Origin of the sequence: Amycolatopsis magusensis (assembly GCF_017875555.1) — a bacterium.
In the GTDB taxonomy this organism is placed as follows: Bacteria; Actinomycetota; Actinomycetes; order Mycobacteriales; family Pseudonocardiaceae; genus Amycolatopsis; species Amycolatopsis magusensis.
Genome location: NZ_JAGGMS010000001.1, coordinates 13,507 through 29,590, shown reverse-complemented (window position 1 = coordinate 29,590; position 16,084 = coordinate 13,507). Strand labels below are relative to the sequence as shown.

Sequence of the window (16,084 nt, the reverse complement as noted above, 5' to 3'; positions counted from 1 at the left end):
ACGCGATTGACTAGGAGCAGCAGCCACCGCCGCAGCAGCCGCCGCCGGACGCGGCGGGGGCGGGGGCGGCGGACGAGCCGGTCAGGGCGACCGTGGTCAGCAGCTTCACCGTGTCGGCGTGCCCGCCGGGGCAGGGCGCGGGTGCGCCGGACTCGGCCATCGGGCGGGCCAGCTCGAAGGTCTCGGTGCATTCCCGGCAGCGGTAGGCGTAGGTCGGCATGCCGTCCATTATCGCGGCCGGGGACCCGAAGTGGGAAGCTGGCGTCGTGCTGACCGAACACCCGCACCTGTCCCAGGTGGTGCCCTCCGCCCTCGCCGCGCTCGGGGTCGGCGGCTTCACCGACACGCTCGGCTTCGGCGAGGCGTCCGCCGTCTGCGTGCTGCTGGTCGACGGCCTCGGCTGGGAGCTGCTGAAGGCCCACCCCGAGGACGCGCCCGTGCTGAACGAGCTCCGGTCCTCGCAGCTGCGCGTCGGCTACCCGTCGACGACCGCCGCCGGGCTGGCCGCGATCGGCACCGGCCTGTCGTCGGGGGAGCACGGCATGGTCGGGTACACCTTCGAGGTGCCCGGCGCCGGGGTGCTGAACGCGCTGCGCTGGTGCAGCCACGACGACGGCGGTGACCTGCGTGGCGCGCTGCCGCCGGAGGAGGTCCAGCCGCTGCCGACCACCTTCGCCCGCGCGGCCGCGGCCGGGGTGCGCACCAGCGTGGTCTCCGAGGCGAAGTTCGCCGATTCGGCGTTGACGCACGCGGTGCAGCGAGGTGCGCGGTACCGCGGTGTGCACGCGCTCGGCGACCTGGCCGCCCGCACGCTCGACGCGCTCGGCGAACCCCGCAGCTTCTGCTACTCCTACCACAGCGAGCTCGATTTCCTCGGCCACGTCTACGGTCCTGGCTCGACGGCGTGGCGGATGCAGCTGCGCCAGGTCGACCGGCTGGTTGAGTCCATTGTGGAGGAACTGCCGCCGGGTGCGATGCTGGCGGTGGTCGCCGACCACGGCATGGTGCTGATCGACGAGAAGATCGACATCGACGAGACGCCGGAACTGCTCGCCGGCGTCCGGGCGATCGGCGGGGAGACGCGTGCCAGGCACGTCTACGCCGAAGAAGGTGCCGAGGCGGAGGTTCTGGCCGCGTGGCGGGAAATCCTCGGCGATCGGGCGTGGGTGTACAGCCGTGAGGAAGCCATCGAGCGCGAGTTGTTCGGCACGAGCGTCAGCGATCGGGTGCGGCCGCGGATCGGGAACGTGGTCGCCGCCGCGAAGGACTCGTTCGGCATGGTGCGCGAACTCGCGGAGGCGGTGGAGTCCTCGCTGCTGGGGCAGCACGGCTCGCTGACCACCGCGGAGCAACTGGTGCCGTTCGCGGTGGCCAGCGGGCACTAGTGCTCTGTCCATGAAGGTTGGCCGGTTTGGTGACACGCCGGTCAGCGTTCGTGGCGGGTGATCGGGGTGCGGCGAGGCTGGGTGGATGGCAGATCCAGTCCGGGTGCGCAGGCTGACCGATCATGAGGGTCAGCGGTTGCAGCAGATCGTGCGAAGAGGGACAGGCTCCGCGGTGCGGCTGCGCCGGGCGATGGTGGTGCTGGCCTCGGCCGGCGGTAACACAGTCCCGGCGATCGCCCGGCTGGTGCAGGGTGACGAGGACGCGATCCGCGGCGTGATCCACCGGTTCAACGAGACGGGCATGGCCAGCCTGGACCCTCGGTGGGCGGGTGGCCGTCCCCGCCTGATCAGCTCTGACGACGAAGCTTTCATCGTCGCGACGGCCACTACGCGACCCGAAGCACTCGAGCAGCCCTTCACCCGCTGGAGCCTGCGCAAACTCGCCGCCTACCTGGCCAAGAACCCGCAGCGGGTGGTGCAGGTCGGACGGGAAAGGCTGCGGCAGTTCATGCACCACCACGAGATCAGCTTCCAGCGCACGAAGACCTGGAAGGAGTCCAACGATCCGGACCGGGACGCGAAGCTGTCCCGAATCGAGCACGTCACCAGCAGGTTCCCGGACCGGGTGTTCGCCTTCGACGAGTTCGGGCCACTGACCATCCGGCCGCACCTGGGTGCCAGCTGGGCTCGAAAAGGACATCCGGACCGACTGCCCGCGAACTATCACAAGCTGCACGGAGTCCGGCAGTTCCACGGCTGCTATTCCGTCGGCGACGACACCCTCTGGGGTGTGGTCCGCAAGAAGAAATCCGCCGCGAACACCCTGGCCGCACTCAAGTCCATCCGCTCCGCTCGCCCGGACGGAGCACCGATCTACATCATCCTGGACAACCTCTCCGCCCACCGCGGCCAGACGATCCGCAGCTGGGCGGCCCACAACAAGGCCGAGCTGTGCTTCACCCCGACCTACTCCTCCTGGGCCAACCCGATCGAGGCGCACTTCGGGCCGCTGCGCACCTTCGTCATCGCAGGCTCCGACCATCCCAACCACCCGTTGCTGGTGCGTCGGCTGCACAACTATCTGCGCTGGCGCAACGCCAACGCCCGCCACCCCGACGTCCTCACCGCCCAACGTCGTGAACGCGCACGAGTCCGCAGCGAAAAGGGCATCCGCTGGGGCGGGCAATACCTCACCCCAGCCGCCTGACCAACCCGGCGAACCTACCTGGACAGGGCGCTAGCTACGGGTTCAGCACGATCTTGAACCCGGGTGTGGTGTTGCGGATGTCGATGTGGTTGTCGCTCAGCTTCAGGTTGGTGAAGGTGGCTGTGCCCATCGCCGGTCCTTCACCCGGTTCCGGCAGCTCGTTCGCCCAGATCCCGAAACCCGACTTCGCCTCGAACTCGTCACCGCTCAGCCGCGCGCCACTGATGCTGACGTTGGTGAACACGGTGTCCTGCACCGGGTTCAGCGGCTGCCCGCCGACGTAGTCCGTCTGGAACATGAGGCCGTGGTAGGTCGGGTCCACGATGTCCACGTCGGACACCCGGATGCCGGTGAAGGTCTTCGACGCCGAGTACAGCCAGATCCCGGGGAAGGTCTGCGTCCCCCAGAAGTGGCCACCGGCCCGCACCACCGAGATGTTCTGGAAGTGCGTCGGCTGCGGCCCGAACCCGTGCATGGGATAGCCGAAGTCGAGTGACGAGATGGTGATGGCCGAGTAGGTCAGCGTGTCCGCGAGGTGGAGGTTGCGGAAGGTGTTGTCGTAGCCGCCGTAGACCGCCAGTCCTGCGGCCCGCCACGGCAGGATCGCGGTCAGGTTCTCGTAGACGTTGCCGAACTGGTTGCCCGGGTTGTTGTCGGTGGCGGCGAACAGGGCGAAGCTGTCGTCACCGGTGGAACGGGCCTCGTTGTTGCTGACGTGGTTGCCGGTACTGCCGTTGGTGAAGTTGAGCCCGTCGGCGAACAGGTCCCGCAGCCGCGAGTCGTACACCTTGGTGTTGTCCGTGTTGGACCCCCAGAGCAAGCACATCTGGTGCTCCACCCAGAGTTCGTCGATGGTCATGTCCGACACGTTGGAGAAGTCGAACACCTTGCCCGGCCCGTCGTTGCGCGAGGTGTAGTTGCCGAACACGGCGAACTTCGAGAACTTCGAGCCGTTCGCGGAGGCCTCGCCGCGGAAGCCGATGTCGGTGTTCTCCAGGTTCGCCGGGGCGGTGAACCTGGAGAACCAGGCACCGGCGCCGACCACGTCGACCGCCTTGCCGTAGACCTGGAACTTGGTCGAGGTCGGGTAGTCCCCGGCGGGCAGGTAGACGCCGGTGAGCGTGCCGGTGGTGTCCATCCGCACCTTGTCCAGCGCGTTCTGCACGTCCTGGTGGGTGAACCCGGCGGGCACGGTGTAGCGGGCCGGGTCCGGGTTCGCCTGCGGGGCCACCTGTTCGAAGTCGACGAAATCGAGGGCGTACTGCGAGGTGTTCGCGGCGTCCTTCTGCAGCTTGATCTTGCTGCCCGCGGGGACCGTGGTGCCCAGCAGCGTGCTCGCCTCGTCGTAGATGTGCCGCGGTCCGCCCGCGCCGGGGTTGTTGCCGGGACCGGCCTCGGGACCGTAGAGCCACGCGTGCTTCGAGTTCAGCGTGATCGGCTTGAGGAAGGTGCCGTTGACGTAGATGTTCAGCGTGGCGCTGATCCCGCCACCGCCCGGCGCGTCCGGGATGGAGAAGCGGGTGACGAGCGTGTTCGTGCTGGCCTTGGTGGTGAATTCGACGGCGCTGCCGGTACTGGTGAGCGTCACCGCTCGCCGCCCGGACGCCTCGCCCGCGAGGTGACCGATGGTCCGGTTCGGACCGACCACCGCGGCACCGCCGCTCACCACGGCGTCCTCGGCTTCGACCGTCTCATAGGGCATGTTCGCCCCGCGCCCGACGAACAGCGGCTGGCTCGTGGTGTTGTTCGCCTGCTTGACCGGGAGTTCGTTGGCGTCCCCGGCGAGCACGGTCTTCACCGTGTACTTGCCGTTGACCGCGGGCCAGCTGCCCAGCGCGACCGGCGCGGTGGTGGCGCCGGGGCCGATGGCGCCGGTGTGGGCGCCGGTGAACGTGCGCACCACGGCACCGGTGGTGCTGTCGGTGACGGTCAGCGTGATGCCGTGCGAGCCACCCGCCGACGCGATCGTGCCCTGGTTCTTGATCACCACCGAGAAGTTCACCGCGGTCCCGGCCGCCGGATTGCCCGGTGTCCAGCCGACCGGCGAGGCGACGAGGTCGGAACTGTCGACCGCCGTCACCACGAGCGGCGACGGATTGTTGAACGCGTTGTTGGCCTCGTTCTGCTCGATGACCTTGTTGCCCTCGTCGACCTTGGCGCTGAGCGGATGACTGCCCGCCTCACGCTGGCCGATGTTCGCCGAAACGGTCGCCGACGCACCCGCGACCAGCGTGCCGACCTGTGCCGTGCCTGCCTTCGCGGTGCCGAGGTAGAGGTTGACGTCGGTGGCCGCGGACGGGCTCAGTCCGGTGTTGCGCACGGTCGCGGAAACGGTCACCGCGTCGGTCTCCACCGGGTTCGCCGGGGTCCAGGACAGGCCGGTGACGGACAGGTCCGGGTTCGGCGCGGGCACGCCGAGCGCCTGGAATTCGGCCACCTGCCCGGAAGGCGCCCCGGAGTTCGCGGTGATCCGGAGGCGGACGTCGGCCACGCGCGCGGTCAGCGGGATGGTCACCGAATTGGCGCCTGCCGGGTCGAAGGCGTACGACCTCGCGGCGGCGAGCGTGGTGAACTCCGTCGCCGCCTGTTCCCGGCCTTCCACCGCGATCGTCTGCGTGCGGCCGGCCCAGATCGGATCCGGGTTCAGCTTGACCGCCACCGAATCCAGGTCCGCGTTGGACCCGAGGCTGACGGTCAGCAGGCTCGGGTAGGCGCTGCCTTCCCAGTAGGTGGCGGTGTTGTCGTCGTTCGCGTTCGCGGCGACGAAGGAGTGCACGGTCGACGACGCGGTGATCGGCTTGCCAACCGCAAGGTTCGTGCCCGCGGCCGTGCCACCGCGGGTCACCGTGTTGCTGTTCGCCGACTGGTTCCCGGCGGCGTCCCTGGCCCGCACGAAGTAGGCGATCGTGGTGCCCGACGGCTGGTTGTCGGTGAGGGTCAGTACGGTGCCCGGGAGGCTGGTGCGCAGGATCCCGTTGGCGTAGACGTCGTACCCGGTCACGCCCACATTGTCGGTGGCGGCGGTCCAGGTGAGCCGGATCTGGCCGGTGCCGGGCTCGGTGAACGCCAGGCCCGAGGGCGCGCCAGGGGCCTGGGTGTCCCCTGTGGACGGTCCGGAAACGGTGAGTTCGCTGAGCTGCCCGGCAGGCCAGCCGGTGTTCGCGGTGATCTGCACCCGCACGTAGCGCACGGTCGCGGTGGTGAAGTCGACGGTCACCGCGTTTCCGCCACTGGGGGCGAAGACCTTGCCCGCGGCGGCGGCGAGATCGGTGAAGTCGGTGCCGTTGCTGCTGCCGCGCACGCTCAACGTCTGCGTCCGCGTGCCCCAGCCGATCGGCAGTTTCAATTCCACCCGGCTGGCCGGGACAGCGGCTCCGAGGTCGGCTTGGAGCCAGTGCGGGAAGGCGCTGTCCGCACTTTCCCAATAGGTCGCCGCATTGCCGTCCCCGGCATTGCTCGCCGGGTATTCGCCGTGCGCGCTGCTCGCGGTGAGCGTGGTGGCGAGCGGCCGGAATTCGGCGGGCCGGGCCTCGATTTCGGCCAGCTGCGCGATCGGGGCAGCGGAATTCGCGGTGATTTCGACACGCAGGAATCGGGCGACGGTCGGCGCGAAGTCGATCCGGACGGTGTTCTGCTCGGCGGGGGTGAACGCGTGCTCCGCCGCGGTGGTGATGGTCGAGAACCCCGTGCCGTCCGAGCCCGCTTGCAGGCTGAGCGTCTGCTTCCTGGCGGAGAAATCGCCGGGGAGTTTCAACGTCACCTGGTCGACGCTGCGTTCGGCGCCCAGGTCCAGTTGTGCCCATTGCGGCAGCCCGGCGCTGCTTTCCCAGTAGGTGTCCTGATCGCCGTCGTTGAGCTTCGAAGCCGCGGCGGGCGCGCTGCTGGCCTGCGCGGCCGCCGCGGTACCGCTGATCGCCGGTAGTACCGCCGTGGGCGCGGCCACCAGCAACGCGGCCACGGCCAGGCTCGTCGCGCGGGGTCGTCGTCTTGCTCTCACCAGAACCGTCATCACCGAGGGGGCCTCTCCGTTGAGGGGGCGATCGAGCGGGTTATTCCTGGAGGCTGCCTACTTTTCACGAGTCAATGTCAACTTTTTGCGCAGAGCTGTTCAAGAGTTGCAGAAGGCCTGGTGGGAGTCAACGGGCGCAGCAGAACGGCGCCCCAGGCGGACCTGGGACGCCGTTCTCGTGGTGGGAGCTGGCTGGCTTCAGGGCTTGACCGCGCGCCAGCGCTGCTGACGCCCGTCCGGATTGGCCACTTCGATCTGCTCGAAGCCGGCCGCCGCGAGCCGCCGGGGGAGCGACTCGTGGGGGACCGGGTTGTAGGTGTCGCCGACGTGGATCAGCCGGAACACCAGCCGGTGCACGCCGTCGCTCCCGGCGAACACCCCGCCGGGCCGCAGCACGCGGAACGCCTCGGCGAACAGCCGGTCCTGCTGGGCCGCGGTCGGCACGTGGTGCAGCATGGTGAAGCAGACGACCGAGCTGAACTCGTCGTCCGGCAACGGCATCGCCGCCCCGTCGCCGTGGATGACCTTCGCGCGGGCACCGTGGCCGCGCTCGAGGTCCCGCGCCATCCGCTCGTCGATCTCCAGCGCGGTCAGGCTCGGCACCCGGTCCACCAGCGCACGCAGGTTCGCGCCGTAACCGGGCCCGATCTCCAGCACGTGGTCACCGAGTTCGACGCCCTCGAGCGACCACGGCAGCAGTTCTTCCTCGACGAGCTTCGCCCACTTCTCGGAACTGCACAGCCGCCGGTGGTACCAGTTCATCGCCATGCGCCGACGTTAGGGCGATTCCGGCCTGGCCGGAAGGCGATAGGCTGCCAATCCATGTCGCTGAACCGACAGCCCGAGGCGATGCTGTTCGGCCACTTCGACCTCCCTTCCGGCACCTGGCTCGACTGGCACGTCCACCCCGACCACCACCAGCTCGCCTGGGCGGCGCGCGGGGTGGTCGCGGTGAACGTCGGCTCGGCGCACTGGGTGCTGCCGCCCGCGCGGGCGCTGTGGGTGCCCGCCGGCACGCGGCACCGCACCGGCTCCAGCGGGAACGCCGTGCTGCGCGGGATCTTCATGGACGCCGCGCAGTCGCCGGTCTCGTGGCCGGTGCCCCGGCTCGTGCGAGTGCGCCCACTGCTGCGCGAGTTGCTCGAGCACCTGACCGCGGGCGGGCTCGCCGAAGACGCTCGCCGTCGCGCCGAAGCGGTCGCGTTCGACCTGCTCGAACCCGTACAGGTGACGCCCATCAGCGTGCCGCTGCCGACGGACGCGCGGGCGCGCCAGGTCGCCGAAGCGCTGATCGCCGAGCCCGCCGACGACCGCACGCTCGACCGGTTCGGCCGCGAGGTGGGCGCGAGCGAACGCACCCTGGCCCGCCTGTTCCTCACCGAAACCCGGCTCAGCTTCGGCCGGTGGCGCACCCAGGTCCGGCTGCGCGCCTCACTGCCCCTGCTCGCCGACGGCATGCCGCTGGCAGGCGTGGCCGACCGCGTCGGCTACTCGTCACCGAGCGCCTTCGTCGCCGCCTTCCGCCGCGCGGTCGGCGTGCCGCCCGGCCGGTACTTCGGCTGACGCCGACGGATAACGTGGCCGCGTGCCTCGACGCAACAAGCCCTCGCGCGGCCACGGGAGCCCGCCGGCCCGTGAGCTGGGCGGCGCGACGGGCTGGGCAGGCACCGAGTCCGGCGCCGACGGCGACTGGCTCGTCCGCTCGGTCCCGGGTGCGCAGGCGACCAAGTTCTACCGGTGCCCCGGCTGCGACCACGAGATCCGTCCCGGCGTGCCCCATGTGGTGGTGTGGCCGGCCGACGGGACCGGCTCGGTGACCGACCGGCGGCATTGGCACCGTCCCTGCTGGGACGCCAGAGCGAGAAGGAGGCCGGGCCGATGGTGAGGATCGGACCGAACACCCTGCTCCCCGCGCGGCGCGAGGCGGTGACGCTGCACACCGGGGACGGCCTCCGGCTGGTCGGCGAGCTCGCGCTGCCCGCCGACCGCGCACCGGTGGCGACCGTGGTGCTGCTGCACCCGTTGCCCACGCACGGCGGCATGATGGACTCGCACGTCCTGCGCAAGGCCGCCTTCCGCCTGCCGGCCCTGGCCGGGCTCGCGGTGCTGCGGTTCAACACGCGGGGCGCGGCCAGCGAAGCCGGGCGCAGCGAGGGCACCTTCGGCGCGGCCGAAGGCGAACGCCTCGACGTCGCGGCCGCACTCGACTTCGTCCGGACCCGGGAGCTACCCCGGGTCTGGCTGGCCGGCTGGTCGTTCGGCAGCGACCTCGCGCTCATGCACGGCATCAGCGAAGCGCAGGACCTCGTCCAGGGCCTCGTGCTGATCGCACCCCCGTTGCGCTGGAGCAGCCCGGAACAGCGGGCCGCCTGGGCGCCGACGGGCAAGCCGGTGGTGGCGCTGGTGCCGGAGTTCGACGACTACCGGCTGCCCGACGACGTGCGCGAAGGCTGCGCGATGATCCCGCAGGCACGGGTGATCACCCTGCCCGGCGCCGGTCACCTGCTGGTCGGCCACGCGGACGCGGTGCTCGACCACCTGGTCTCCGTCGTCGCCCCGGAAACGCCCACGCCGCTGCCGCGGGACTGGGACGGCGACTGCGAGAACCGTCAGGTGACCATTGTGGACAGTGAGCGGCGGTAGTGGGTCGACCGCTGTCCTTGGTAGTCCTCCTCCAGGTAGGGCGTGAAGCCGAGTTTCTCGGCCACCCGCCGGGACGGTTCGTTGACCAGTGCCACGGAGATCACCACCGGACGGTCGGGCAGCGCGCGCTCTGCCCACTCGACCGCGGCCCGCGCCATTTCGGTCGCGTAGCCCTTCCCCCAGCTCTGCGGGCGGAAGCGGTAGTACAGGTTCACCAGTTGCTCGTCGTGCATTTCCTTCGACTGCACGCCCCCCACCCCGGCGACCTCACCCGTCGCGGCTTCGACCACGGCGAAGTAGCCGTAGCCGTGCTCCTCCCAGTGCGAGAGCCAGTACTCGAACTGCTTGCCCGCCTGCCTGACGTCCGGCGGGTCGGGGTTGAAGCGGTTCGTCTCCGGATCGGACTGGATGCGCACGACGGCCTCCCGGTCGTCCAGGCGCAACGGACGCAGGATGAGGCGCTCGGTGTGGATGGCGTGGAACGTGGTCACTTCGCGACCGTAACCCGCGGGTCCGACAGGTTCGGTCCAAGTGCGGGATCTTGTGGTTTCAGCTCACCCCAGAACGGCCGGCTGACGGCCGGAAGCGCAGGTCAGTTCGTGTGGGCCGACTTGAGCAGGCGCGCCAGCACGGCCGGGTCGCCGAAGGTTTCCACGGCCGAGACGTCCCGGCGCTGCCACAGCAGGAGCAGCAGGTCCGAAGCGCTCGCCCGCGCCGCCGCCGTGCCCTTCCCGTGCTCCCGCGTGACCTGCCAGCCGCCGCCGTCGTGCGCGATGGTCCATTCGCCAGGGCCGTCCGTGGCGTGCAGGTGCACCGAGCCGCCCAGGTCCTCCGCCGGGGAGTCGTGCAGGAAGTGGGTGAGGAACTCGTCGATCCCGTCCACCGCGAGGTCCCGGCCGATCGGCTCGTCCCGGCCGGCCGCGAGCAGCGCGTCCCAGGCGTGGACCGCGGCCTCGTGCGCCATCCGGCGCTGGACGAACCCGGCCGTCTTGTCCGCCGCCCAGGTCCACACCGGCTTCGACGGGTCCGCCCGCCGGACCGCTTCGACCAGGTGCCGCAGGTTGTCCGCGTACCGGTCGAGCAGCTCGTCCTCGGCGGGCCGCTTCGGCTCCAGGTAGTTCTCCGGCCCGCTGACCAGCCCGCTCAACTGCAGCCGCCAGAAGTAGAAGACCTCGCAGGTGTGCCACACCAGGTCCGCCACCGTCCAGTCCGGACAGCTCGGCACCGGTCTGCTCAGTTCGGTGGCCGCCGCGGCCAGCGCGGTGCCGTAGTGCGCCAGCTCGGCGGTGTACTGCTCTCGGTTCATCCGGCAACCCTATTGGGCGCGGAGTTGAGCACACCTGGTCGCCGGGCGGGGCCGCGTGAGCGAGAATGGCGCAATGCCGCAACTGCGCCTCGCCTTGGCCCAGGTCAACCCCACCGTCGGGGACCTCGCCGGGAACGCCGACCAGACCGTCGAGTGGACGCGCAAGGCCGTCGAGGCCGGTGCCCACGTGGTGGTCTTCCCCGAGATGTCGCTGACCGGGTACCCGGTCGAGGACCTCTCCCTGCGCAAGACCTTCGCCGAGGCGTCCCGCGCGAAGGTGGACGAAGTGGCCGCGCGGCTGGACGAGGCCGGGTGCGGTGAGGTGCTGGTCTACGTCGGCTACCTCGACCTGGACGAGGCCGGGCCGCGCGACGCCGCGGCCGCGCTGTACCGGGGCGAGGTCGTGGCCAGGCAGTTCAAGCACCACCTGCCCAACTACGGCGTGTTCGACGAGCACCGCTACTTCAAGCCGGGCACCACGCTCGACGTGGTCCGCTACCACGGCATCGACATCGGCATGGTGATCTGCGAGGACATCTGGCAGGACGGCGGCCCGATCGCCGCGCTCGGCAAGGCCGGGGTGGACCTGGTGGTGGCGCCGAACGCCTCGCCGTACGAACGGTCCAAGGACGACATCCGCCTCCCGCTGATCGCCCGCCGCGCCGCCGAGGCCGGCGCGCCCCTGGTCTACACCAACCAGGTCGGCGGGCAGGACGACCTGGTCTTCGACGGTGACTCCATCGTGGTCGCCGCGGACGGCAGGCTGCTGGCCCGCGCCCCGCAGTTCACCGAGCACCTCCTCGTGCTGGACATGGACATCGAGGCCGGTGGGCACGCCGCCGACGGCGAACTGGCCGGGCTGCACGTCCACCGCCGGGTGCTCTCGTCGGACCCGCTGCCCGCCTACGAACCCCTCGCCGAGCCGCCAGTCAGCGAACCGCTCGCGGACGAGGCGGAGGTGTGGTCGGCCCTGGTCGTCGGCCTGCGGGACTACGTGCAGAAGAACGGTTTCCGGTCGGTCATCTTCGGCTTCTCCGGCGGGATCGACTCGGCCGTGGTGGCCGCGCTGGCCGCCGACGCGCTCGGCGGTGACGCGGTCCACGGCGTCTCGATGCCGTCGAAGTACTCCTCGGAGCACTCGCGCTCCGACGCCGCCGAACTGGCCCGCCGCATCGGCGCGCACTTCCGCGTGGAGCCGGTCGAGGACATGGTCAAGCTCTACGTCGACCAGCTGAAGCTGACCGGCCTGGCCGAGGAGAACATCCAGGCCAGGACCCGCGGCATGCTGCTGATGGCACTGTCCAACTTGGACGGTCACCTGGTGCTGGCGACCGGCAACAAGACCGAGCTGGCGGTGGGGTACTCGACCATCTACGGCGACGCCGTCGGTGGCTTCGCGCCGATCAAGGACGTGTTCAAGACGCACGTGTGGCAGCTGGCCCGCTGGCGCAACGCCGAAGCCGAGAAGCGCGGCGAGACGCCGCCGATCCCGGAGAACTCGATCAGCAAGCCGCCGTCCGCGGAACTGCGCCCGGACCAGCTCGACTCGGACTCGCTGCCGGACTACGCCCTGCTCGACGACATCCTGGACGACTACGTCGAGGGCGACCGCGGTTTCGCCGACCTGCTCGCCGCCGGCTTCGACGCCGAGGTGATCGACCGCGTGGTCCGGATGGTCGACAAGGCCGAGTACAAGCGCCGCCAGTACCCGCCGGGCACGAAGATCACCTTCAAGGCCTTCGGCCGCGACCGCCGCCTGCCGATCACCAACTCCTGGCGCGAGGTGCACTGACTGCGCCTTTCGCCGGGAGTTCACCGCCGGTCCCTGTACCCGGTGAGCGCGTTTCCGTAGCGTCCGGTGGGTTCCCCCACCACCCTGCGGAACTCATCGGAGGCACAGCGTGTCGACCCTCAAGAGGCGTAACTTCCTGCGCGCGGCAGTACTCGGCGCGGGGGTCACGGCGTTCGGCAACACCTTCACCCCCTCGGCGCTGGCGAACCCGGCGCAGAACGGCCCCAGCCCGTACGGCCCGCTCCAGGCCGCCGACGCCAACGGCATCGAACTCCCGGCCGGGTTCACCAGCCGGATCGTGGCCCGCTCGCGGCAGAAGGTGGCCGGCTACACCTGGCACGACGCCCCGGACGGCGGCGCGGTCTTCGCCGACGGCAGCGGCTGGATCTACGTGTCCAACTCCGAGATTCTGCTCGGAGGCGGTGCCAGCGCGCTGAAGTTCGACGCGAACGGCACCGTCACCGGCGCTTACCGCGTGCTGTCGAACACCCGCGTCAACTGCGCGGGCGGCGCCACCCCGTGGAACACCTGGCTGTCCTGCGAGGAGGTCGACCGCGGATACGTCTACGAGTGCGACCCGTGGGGCGTCAAAGCGGCGATCCGGCGCCCGGCGATGGGGCAGTTCAAGCACGAAGCCGCTGCCGCGGACCCGGTGCGCAAGGCCGTCTACCTGACCGAGGACGTCTCCGACGGCTGCCTCTACCGCTTCCTGCCGACCACCTGGGGTGACCTCTCCGCGGGCAAGCTGCAGGTGCTGCGCGCGGGTACCGCCACCTCCGGCTCGTTCACCTGGGCCGACGTGCCCGACGTCGACGGCTCGCCGACCGCGACCCGCAACCAGGTCTCCGGCGCGAAGCGGTTCAACGGCGGCGAGGGCCTGCACTACGCCAACGACACCGCGTGGTTCACCACCAAGGGCGACAACCGCCTGTGGCAGCTCAATCTGACCGACAACACCTACGAACTGGCCTACGACGACTCGCTGGTGAGCCCCGGCAGCGCGCCGTTGACCGGCGTGGACAACGTGACCGGCACGGCCTCGGGTGACCTCTTCGTCGCCGAGGACGGCGGCAACATGGAAATCTGCGTGATCACGCCGAACGACGTGGTCGCGCCGTTCCTGCGGATCAACGGCCAGAGCAGCTCGGAGATCTGCGGCCCGGCGTTCACCCCGGCCGGGAACCGGCTGTACTTCTCGTCGCAGCGCGGCACCACCGGTTCCACCTCGGCTGGCATCACCTACGAGGTAACCGGCCCCTTCCGGCACTGACAGATGCGGTGAATGTGGCTTTCACGGCCGAATCCGCCGTGAAAGCCACATTCACGGCCTCAGTCCTTCTTGCGGCGGAGGAGGCTCCGCACCTTCTTCAGCGCCTGCTCGGCGTCGGAGTCGAACGGGTTGTCGTGCACCAGGTAGGTCCACGTCGAGGTCGCCCGCCGGACCCCGGAGGCGGCGAGGTCGATGCCGTTCTCGGTGATCTCGCCCTCCTCCAGCGTGGCGATCGAGCGCTTCTCCGTCTCCGGGATGATCTTGTGGAACTCCGGGATCGCCGCGCGGTGGAACTCGTCGAGCGGGGTCTCCCTGGCCAGCGCGCGCAGGTGGATGCTCTCGCGCACGTCGGTCAGGAAGGCCAGGTGGTCCGACCACAGCTCGTCGATGTGGAACAAGGCGATCTCGCGGCAGATCCGCGCCACCTTCTCCTCGTCGTCCACCGCCTCGGACAGCTCCTTGAACTTCTCCGGCGCGCCCTTCTCCAGCTGCTCCTTGGCCAGGTCGGTGCGCAGGAGCTTGTCGCGGTGCGCCAGCAGTTCAGTGCGCTGCCGCTCGATCAGCCGCGTGTAGCGCCAGGTGTTGCGGTGGATCTCCAGGTCGACGCCCTCGGCCACGCGCTGGGCGTGCTTGATCTGCCGGTGCGCGGCGACGTCGGTGATCTCGCCGGTCTCGTCGTCGGAGTCGATGCCCTCGGGGATGTCCGGCGCGTTCTGCAGCACCAGGTCGTCGTTGAGGCTGGCGAAGAAGATCGAGCTGCCCGGGTCACCCTGGCGCCCGGCGCGGCCACGCAGCTGGTCGTCGAGCCGACTGCTCGGGTAGCGCGCGGTGCCGATGACGTGCAGCCCGCCCAGCTCGGCCACGCGCTCGCGGTCCTTGCCGTCCTTGCCACCCAGCCGGATGTCGGTACCGCGACCGGCCATCTGCGTGGACACGGTGACCGCGCCGTACCGGCCCGCGTCCGCGATGATCTCCGCTTCTTCGGCGTCGTTGCGGGCGTTCAGCACCACGCTTTCGAGGCCGACCTTCGACAGCTTCTCGGCCAGTTCCTCGGACTCGGCCACGTCCTGGGTGCCGACCAGGATCGGCTGCCCGGTCTCGTGCACCCGCGCGATCTCCTCCTCGATCGCGCGCAGCTTCTGCGACGGCGAGGCGAAGATGCGGTCCTTGGCGTCCTCGCGGACGTTCTCGGTGTTCGGCGGGATGACCGCCACCTCGAGCTTGTAGAACTCACGCAGCTGCTCGGCCACCGCCACCGCGGTCCCGGTCATGCCCGCGACGTGCGGGTACCGCGCCATCAGCGCCTGCACGGTGATCGAGTCCAGGATCTCGCCGCGATCCGACGGCGGCACCTGCTCCTTGGCTTCGACCGCGGCCTGCAGCCCGTCCGGCCAGCGCTGGAGCTCGGCGACCCGCCCGCGGGAGGCGTTGATCAGCTGCACCTTGCCGTCGCGCACCAGGTAGTCGACGTCCCGCTCGAGCAGCGCGTGCGCGTGCAGCGCCACGTTCACCGCGGCCAGGCGGTCCTGCCCGGCGCCGGACTCGCCGTAGAGGTCGATGCCGCCGAGCGACTTCTCCACCACGGAGGACCCGGCTGTGGTCAGCCAGGCGTTGCGGCCGTCCTTGTCGGTCTCGTAGTGCAGGCCGAGGCGCAGCCGCCGGACGACGTTGGCCACCTCCTCGTCGGCCTGGCCCGCGTCCACCGAACCGGCCATCACCAGCGGCACCCTGGCCTCGTCGACCAGCACGGAGTCCGCCTCGTCGATGATCGCGACCTCGGGTTCGGGCTGGACCAGCTCGTCGGGGTCGGTGACCAGGCGGTCGCGCAGCATGTCGAAGCCGATCTCGCTGACCGCGCCGTAGGTGACCTCGGCGTGGTAGGCCTCGCGGCGCTCCTCGCGGGTGCGCGACGGCTCCACCCAGCCGACGGAGACACCCAGGAGGTCGAAGATGGGTTTCATCCATTCGGCGTCACGACGGGCCAGGTAGTCGTTGACCGTGACCACGTGCACGCGCTTGCCCTGCAGCGCGTAACCCGCCGCGGCGAGCGCGCCGGCCAGCGTCTTGCCCTCACCGGTGGCCATCTGCACGACGTGCCCGGTGAGCAGGCCGAGGGTGCCGAGCACCTGGACGTCGAAGGCGCGTTCGTCGAGCGCCCGGCGGGCCGCCTCACGACCCAGCGCGCCCAGTTCGACGAGCTGGTCGTCGCCCCACTTGTCCACCTCGCGCAGCTTCGCCGCGGTCTCGGTCAGCTCCTCGTCGGAGAGCTTCTCGATCTCCGGTTCCCGCTTTTCGACGGCGGGCAGGAGGGCCTCGTACCGGGTCAGTTCCACGCTGGCCGGCCGCTGGATGATCCTGCGCAACCGTTTGCCGACCCGGCTCATCAACGCTGCCACCCGTGCTCTCCTCTGTCGTGTCGCGCCCAGCGGGCGTTGTTCCGCTTGCCCAACGCGGCCCTACCGCGTCCGAGTT

General features: G+C 70.2%; 13 protein-coding genes. 7 read left to right on the top strand and 6 right to left on the bottom strand.

The features are described from left to right. Positions 1 to 10: 10 nt before the first annotated feature. Positions 11 to 220, bottom strand: coding sequence for an FmdB family zinc ribbon protein (locus tag JOM49_RS00110; RefSeq protein ID WP_209662141.1), 210 nt, complete (start codon positions 218 to 220; stop codon positions 11 to 13). On the opposite strand from JOM49_RS00110, the gene JOM49_RS00105 reads away from it, so the two are divergent. Continuing rightward, on the top strand, positions 219 to 1,385 hold the full coding sequence (locus tag JOM49_RS00105) for an alkaline phosphatase family protein (protein ID WP_209662140.1): 1,167 nt from the start codon (positions 219 to 221) through the stop codon (positions 1,383 to 1,385). The genes JOM49_RS00110 and JOM49_RS00105 overlap by 2 nt on opposite strands. A gap of 85 nt (positions 1,386 to 1,470) precedes the next feature. Beyond that, the gene (locus JOM49_RS00100) at positions 1,471 to 2,592 is read left to right on the top strand and encodes an IS630 family transposase (protein ID WP_209662139.1); all 1,122 of its coding nucleotides are present in this window, start codon (positions 1,471 to 1,473) and stop codon (positions 2,590 to 2,592) included. Positions 2,593 to 2,626: 34 nt separating this feature from the next. Here the strand turns inward: JOM49_RS00100 and JOM49_RS00095 are convergent, their stop codons facing one another. Both JOM49_RS00095 and JOM49_RS00090 read right to left on the bottom strand, forming a co-directional pair. Further along, positions 2,627 to 6,601, bottom strand: a complete 3,975-nt coding sequence (locus JOM49_RS00095; protein ID WP_245369196.1) for a discoidin domain-containing protein — start codon at positions 6,599 to 6,601, stop codon at positions 2,627 to 2,629. Positions 6,602 to 6,799: 198 nt separating this feature from the next. Further along, positions 6,800 to 7,369, bottom strand: coding sequence for a class I SAM-dependent methyltransferase (locus JOM49_RS00090; protein WP_209662138.1), 570 nt, complete (start codon positions 7,367 to 7,369; stop codon positions 6,800 to 6,802). A gap of 54 nt (positions 7,370 to 7,423) precedes the next feature. Between JOM49_RS00090 and JOM49_RS00085 the strand changes: the two genes are divergently transcribed. From JOM49_RS00085 to JOM49_RS00075, 3 genes are read left to right on the top strand one after another with little or no spacing between them, the layout of a single operon-like run. After that, entirely contained in the window at positions 7,424 to 8,164 is a 741-nt protein-coding gene (locus JOM49_RS00085; RefSeq protein ID WP_245369195.1) for an AraC family transcriptional regulator, read from the top strand. 22 nt (positions 8,165 to 8,186) lie between these two features. Next, positions 8,187 to 8,486, top strand: a complete 300-nt coding sequence (locus JOM49_RS00080) for an Rv1322 family protein (protein ID WP_209662137.1) — start codon at positions 8,187 to 8,189, stop codon at positions 8,484 to 8,486. Then, the gene (locus JOM49_RS00075) at positions 8,480 to 9,244 is read left to right on the top strand and encodes an alpha/beta hydrolase (protein WP_209662136.1); all 765 of its coding nucleotides are present in this window, start codon (positions 8,480 to 8,482) and stop codon (positions 9,242 to 9,244) included. Before JOM49_RS00080 ends, JOM49_RS00075 begins: the two co-directional genes overlap by 7 nt. Here JOM49_RS00075 and JOM49_RS00070 read toward each other — a convergent pair. Continuing rightward, positions 9,211 to 9,735: a GNAT family N-acetyltransferase gene (locus JOM49_RS00070; RefSeq protein WP_282774211.1), complete on the bottom strand. Its 525-nt coding sequence runs from the start codon at positions 9,733 to 9,735 to the stop codon at positions 9,211 to 9,213. The genes JOM49_RS00075 and JOM49_RS00070 overlap by 34 nt on opposite strands. A 101-nt stretch (positions 9,736 to 9,836) precedes the next feature. Continuing rightward, the gene (locus tag JOM49_RS00065; RefSeq protein ID WP_209662135.1) at positions 9,837 to 10,550 is read right to left on the bottom strand and encodes a maleylpyruvate isomerase family mycothiol-dependent enzyme; all 714 of its coding nucleotides are present in this window, start codon (positions 10,548 to 10,550) and stop codon (positions 9,837 to 9,839) included. A 73-nt stretch (positions 10,551 to 10,623) separates the two neighbouring features. Here JOM49_RS00065 and JOM49_RS00060 point away from each other — a divergent pair, with 73 nt between their 5' ends. Together JOM49_RS00060 and JOM49_RS00055 are read left to right on the top strand one after the other, a co-directional pair. Next, on the top strand, positions 10,624 to 12,342 hold the full coding sequence (locus JOM49_RS00060) for an NAD+ synthase (protein WP_209662134.1): 1,719 nt from the start codon (positions 10,624 to 10,626) through the stop codon (positions 12,340 to 12,342). A gap of 109 nt (positions 12,343 to 12,451) precedes the next feature. Then, positions 12,452 to 13,612 carry an alkaline phosphatase PhoX gene (locus tag JOM49_RS00055; protein ID WP_209662133.1) on the top strand — a complete coding sequence of 387 codons (1,161 nt, stop codon included), beginning with the start codon at positions 12,452 to 12,454 and terminating at the stop codon, positions 13,610 to 13,612. Between the two features lie 59 nt (positions 13,613 to 13,671). Here the strand turns inward: JOM49_RS00055 and secA2 are convergent, their stop codons facing one another. After that, on the bottom strand, positions 13,672 to 16,008 hold the full coding sequence (gene secA2 / locus JOM49_RS00050; protein ID WP_209662132.1) for an accessory Sec system translocase SecA2: 2,337 nt from the start codon (positions 16,006 to 16,008) through the stop codon (positions 13,672 to 13,674). Positions 16,009 to 16,084: the final 76 nt, after the last annotated feature.

Excerpts from the sequence above, each read along its gene's own strand:
- JOM49_RS00105 (WP_209662140.1), top strand. The coding sequence starts at position 219 with ATGCCGTCCATTATCGCGGCCGGGGACCCGAAGTGGGAAGCTGGCGTC.
- JOM49_RS00065 (WP_209662135.1), bottom strand. The coding sequence starts at position 10,550 with ATGAACCGAGAGCAGTACACCGCCGAGCTGGCGCACTACGGCACCGCG.
- JOM49_RS00060 (WP_209662134.1), top strand. The coding sequence starts at position 10,624 with ATGCCGCAACTGCGCCTCGCCTTGGCCCAGGTCAACCCCACCGTCGGG.
- JOM49_RS00075 (WP_209662136.1), top strand. The coding sequence starts at position 8,480 with ATGGTGAGGATCGGACCGAACACCCTGCTCCCCGCGCGGCGCGAGGCG.
- JOM49_RS00095 (WP_245369196.1), bottom strand. The coding sequence starts at position 6,601 with ATGACGGTTCTGGTGAGAGCAAGACGACGACCCCGCGCGACGAGCCTG.
- JOM49_RS00085 (WP_245369195.1), top strand. The coding sequence starts at position 7,424 with ATGTCGCTGAACCGACAGCCCGAGGCGATGCTGTTCGGCCACTTCGAC.
- JOM49_RS00090 (WP_209662138.1), bottom strand. The coding sequence starts at position 7,369 with ATGGCGATGAACTGGTACCACCGGCGGCTGTGCAGTTCCGAGAAGTGG.
- JOM49_RS00100 (WP_209662139.1), top strand. The coding sequence starts at position 1,471 with ATGGCAGATCCAGTCCGGGTGCGCAGGCTGACCGATCATGAGGGTCAG.
- JOM49_RS00110 (WP_209662141.1), bottom strand. The coding sequence starts at position 220 with ATGCCGACCTACGCCTACCGCTGCCGGGAATGCACCGAGACCTTCGAG.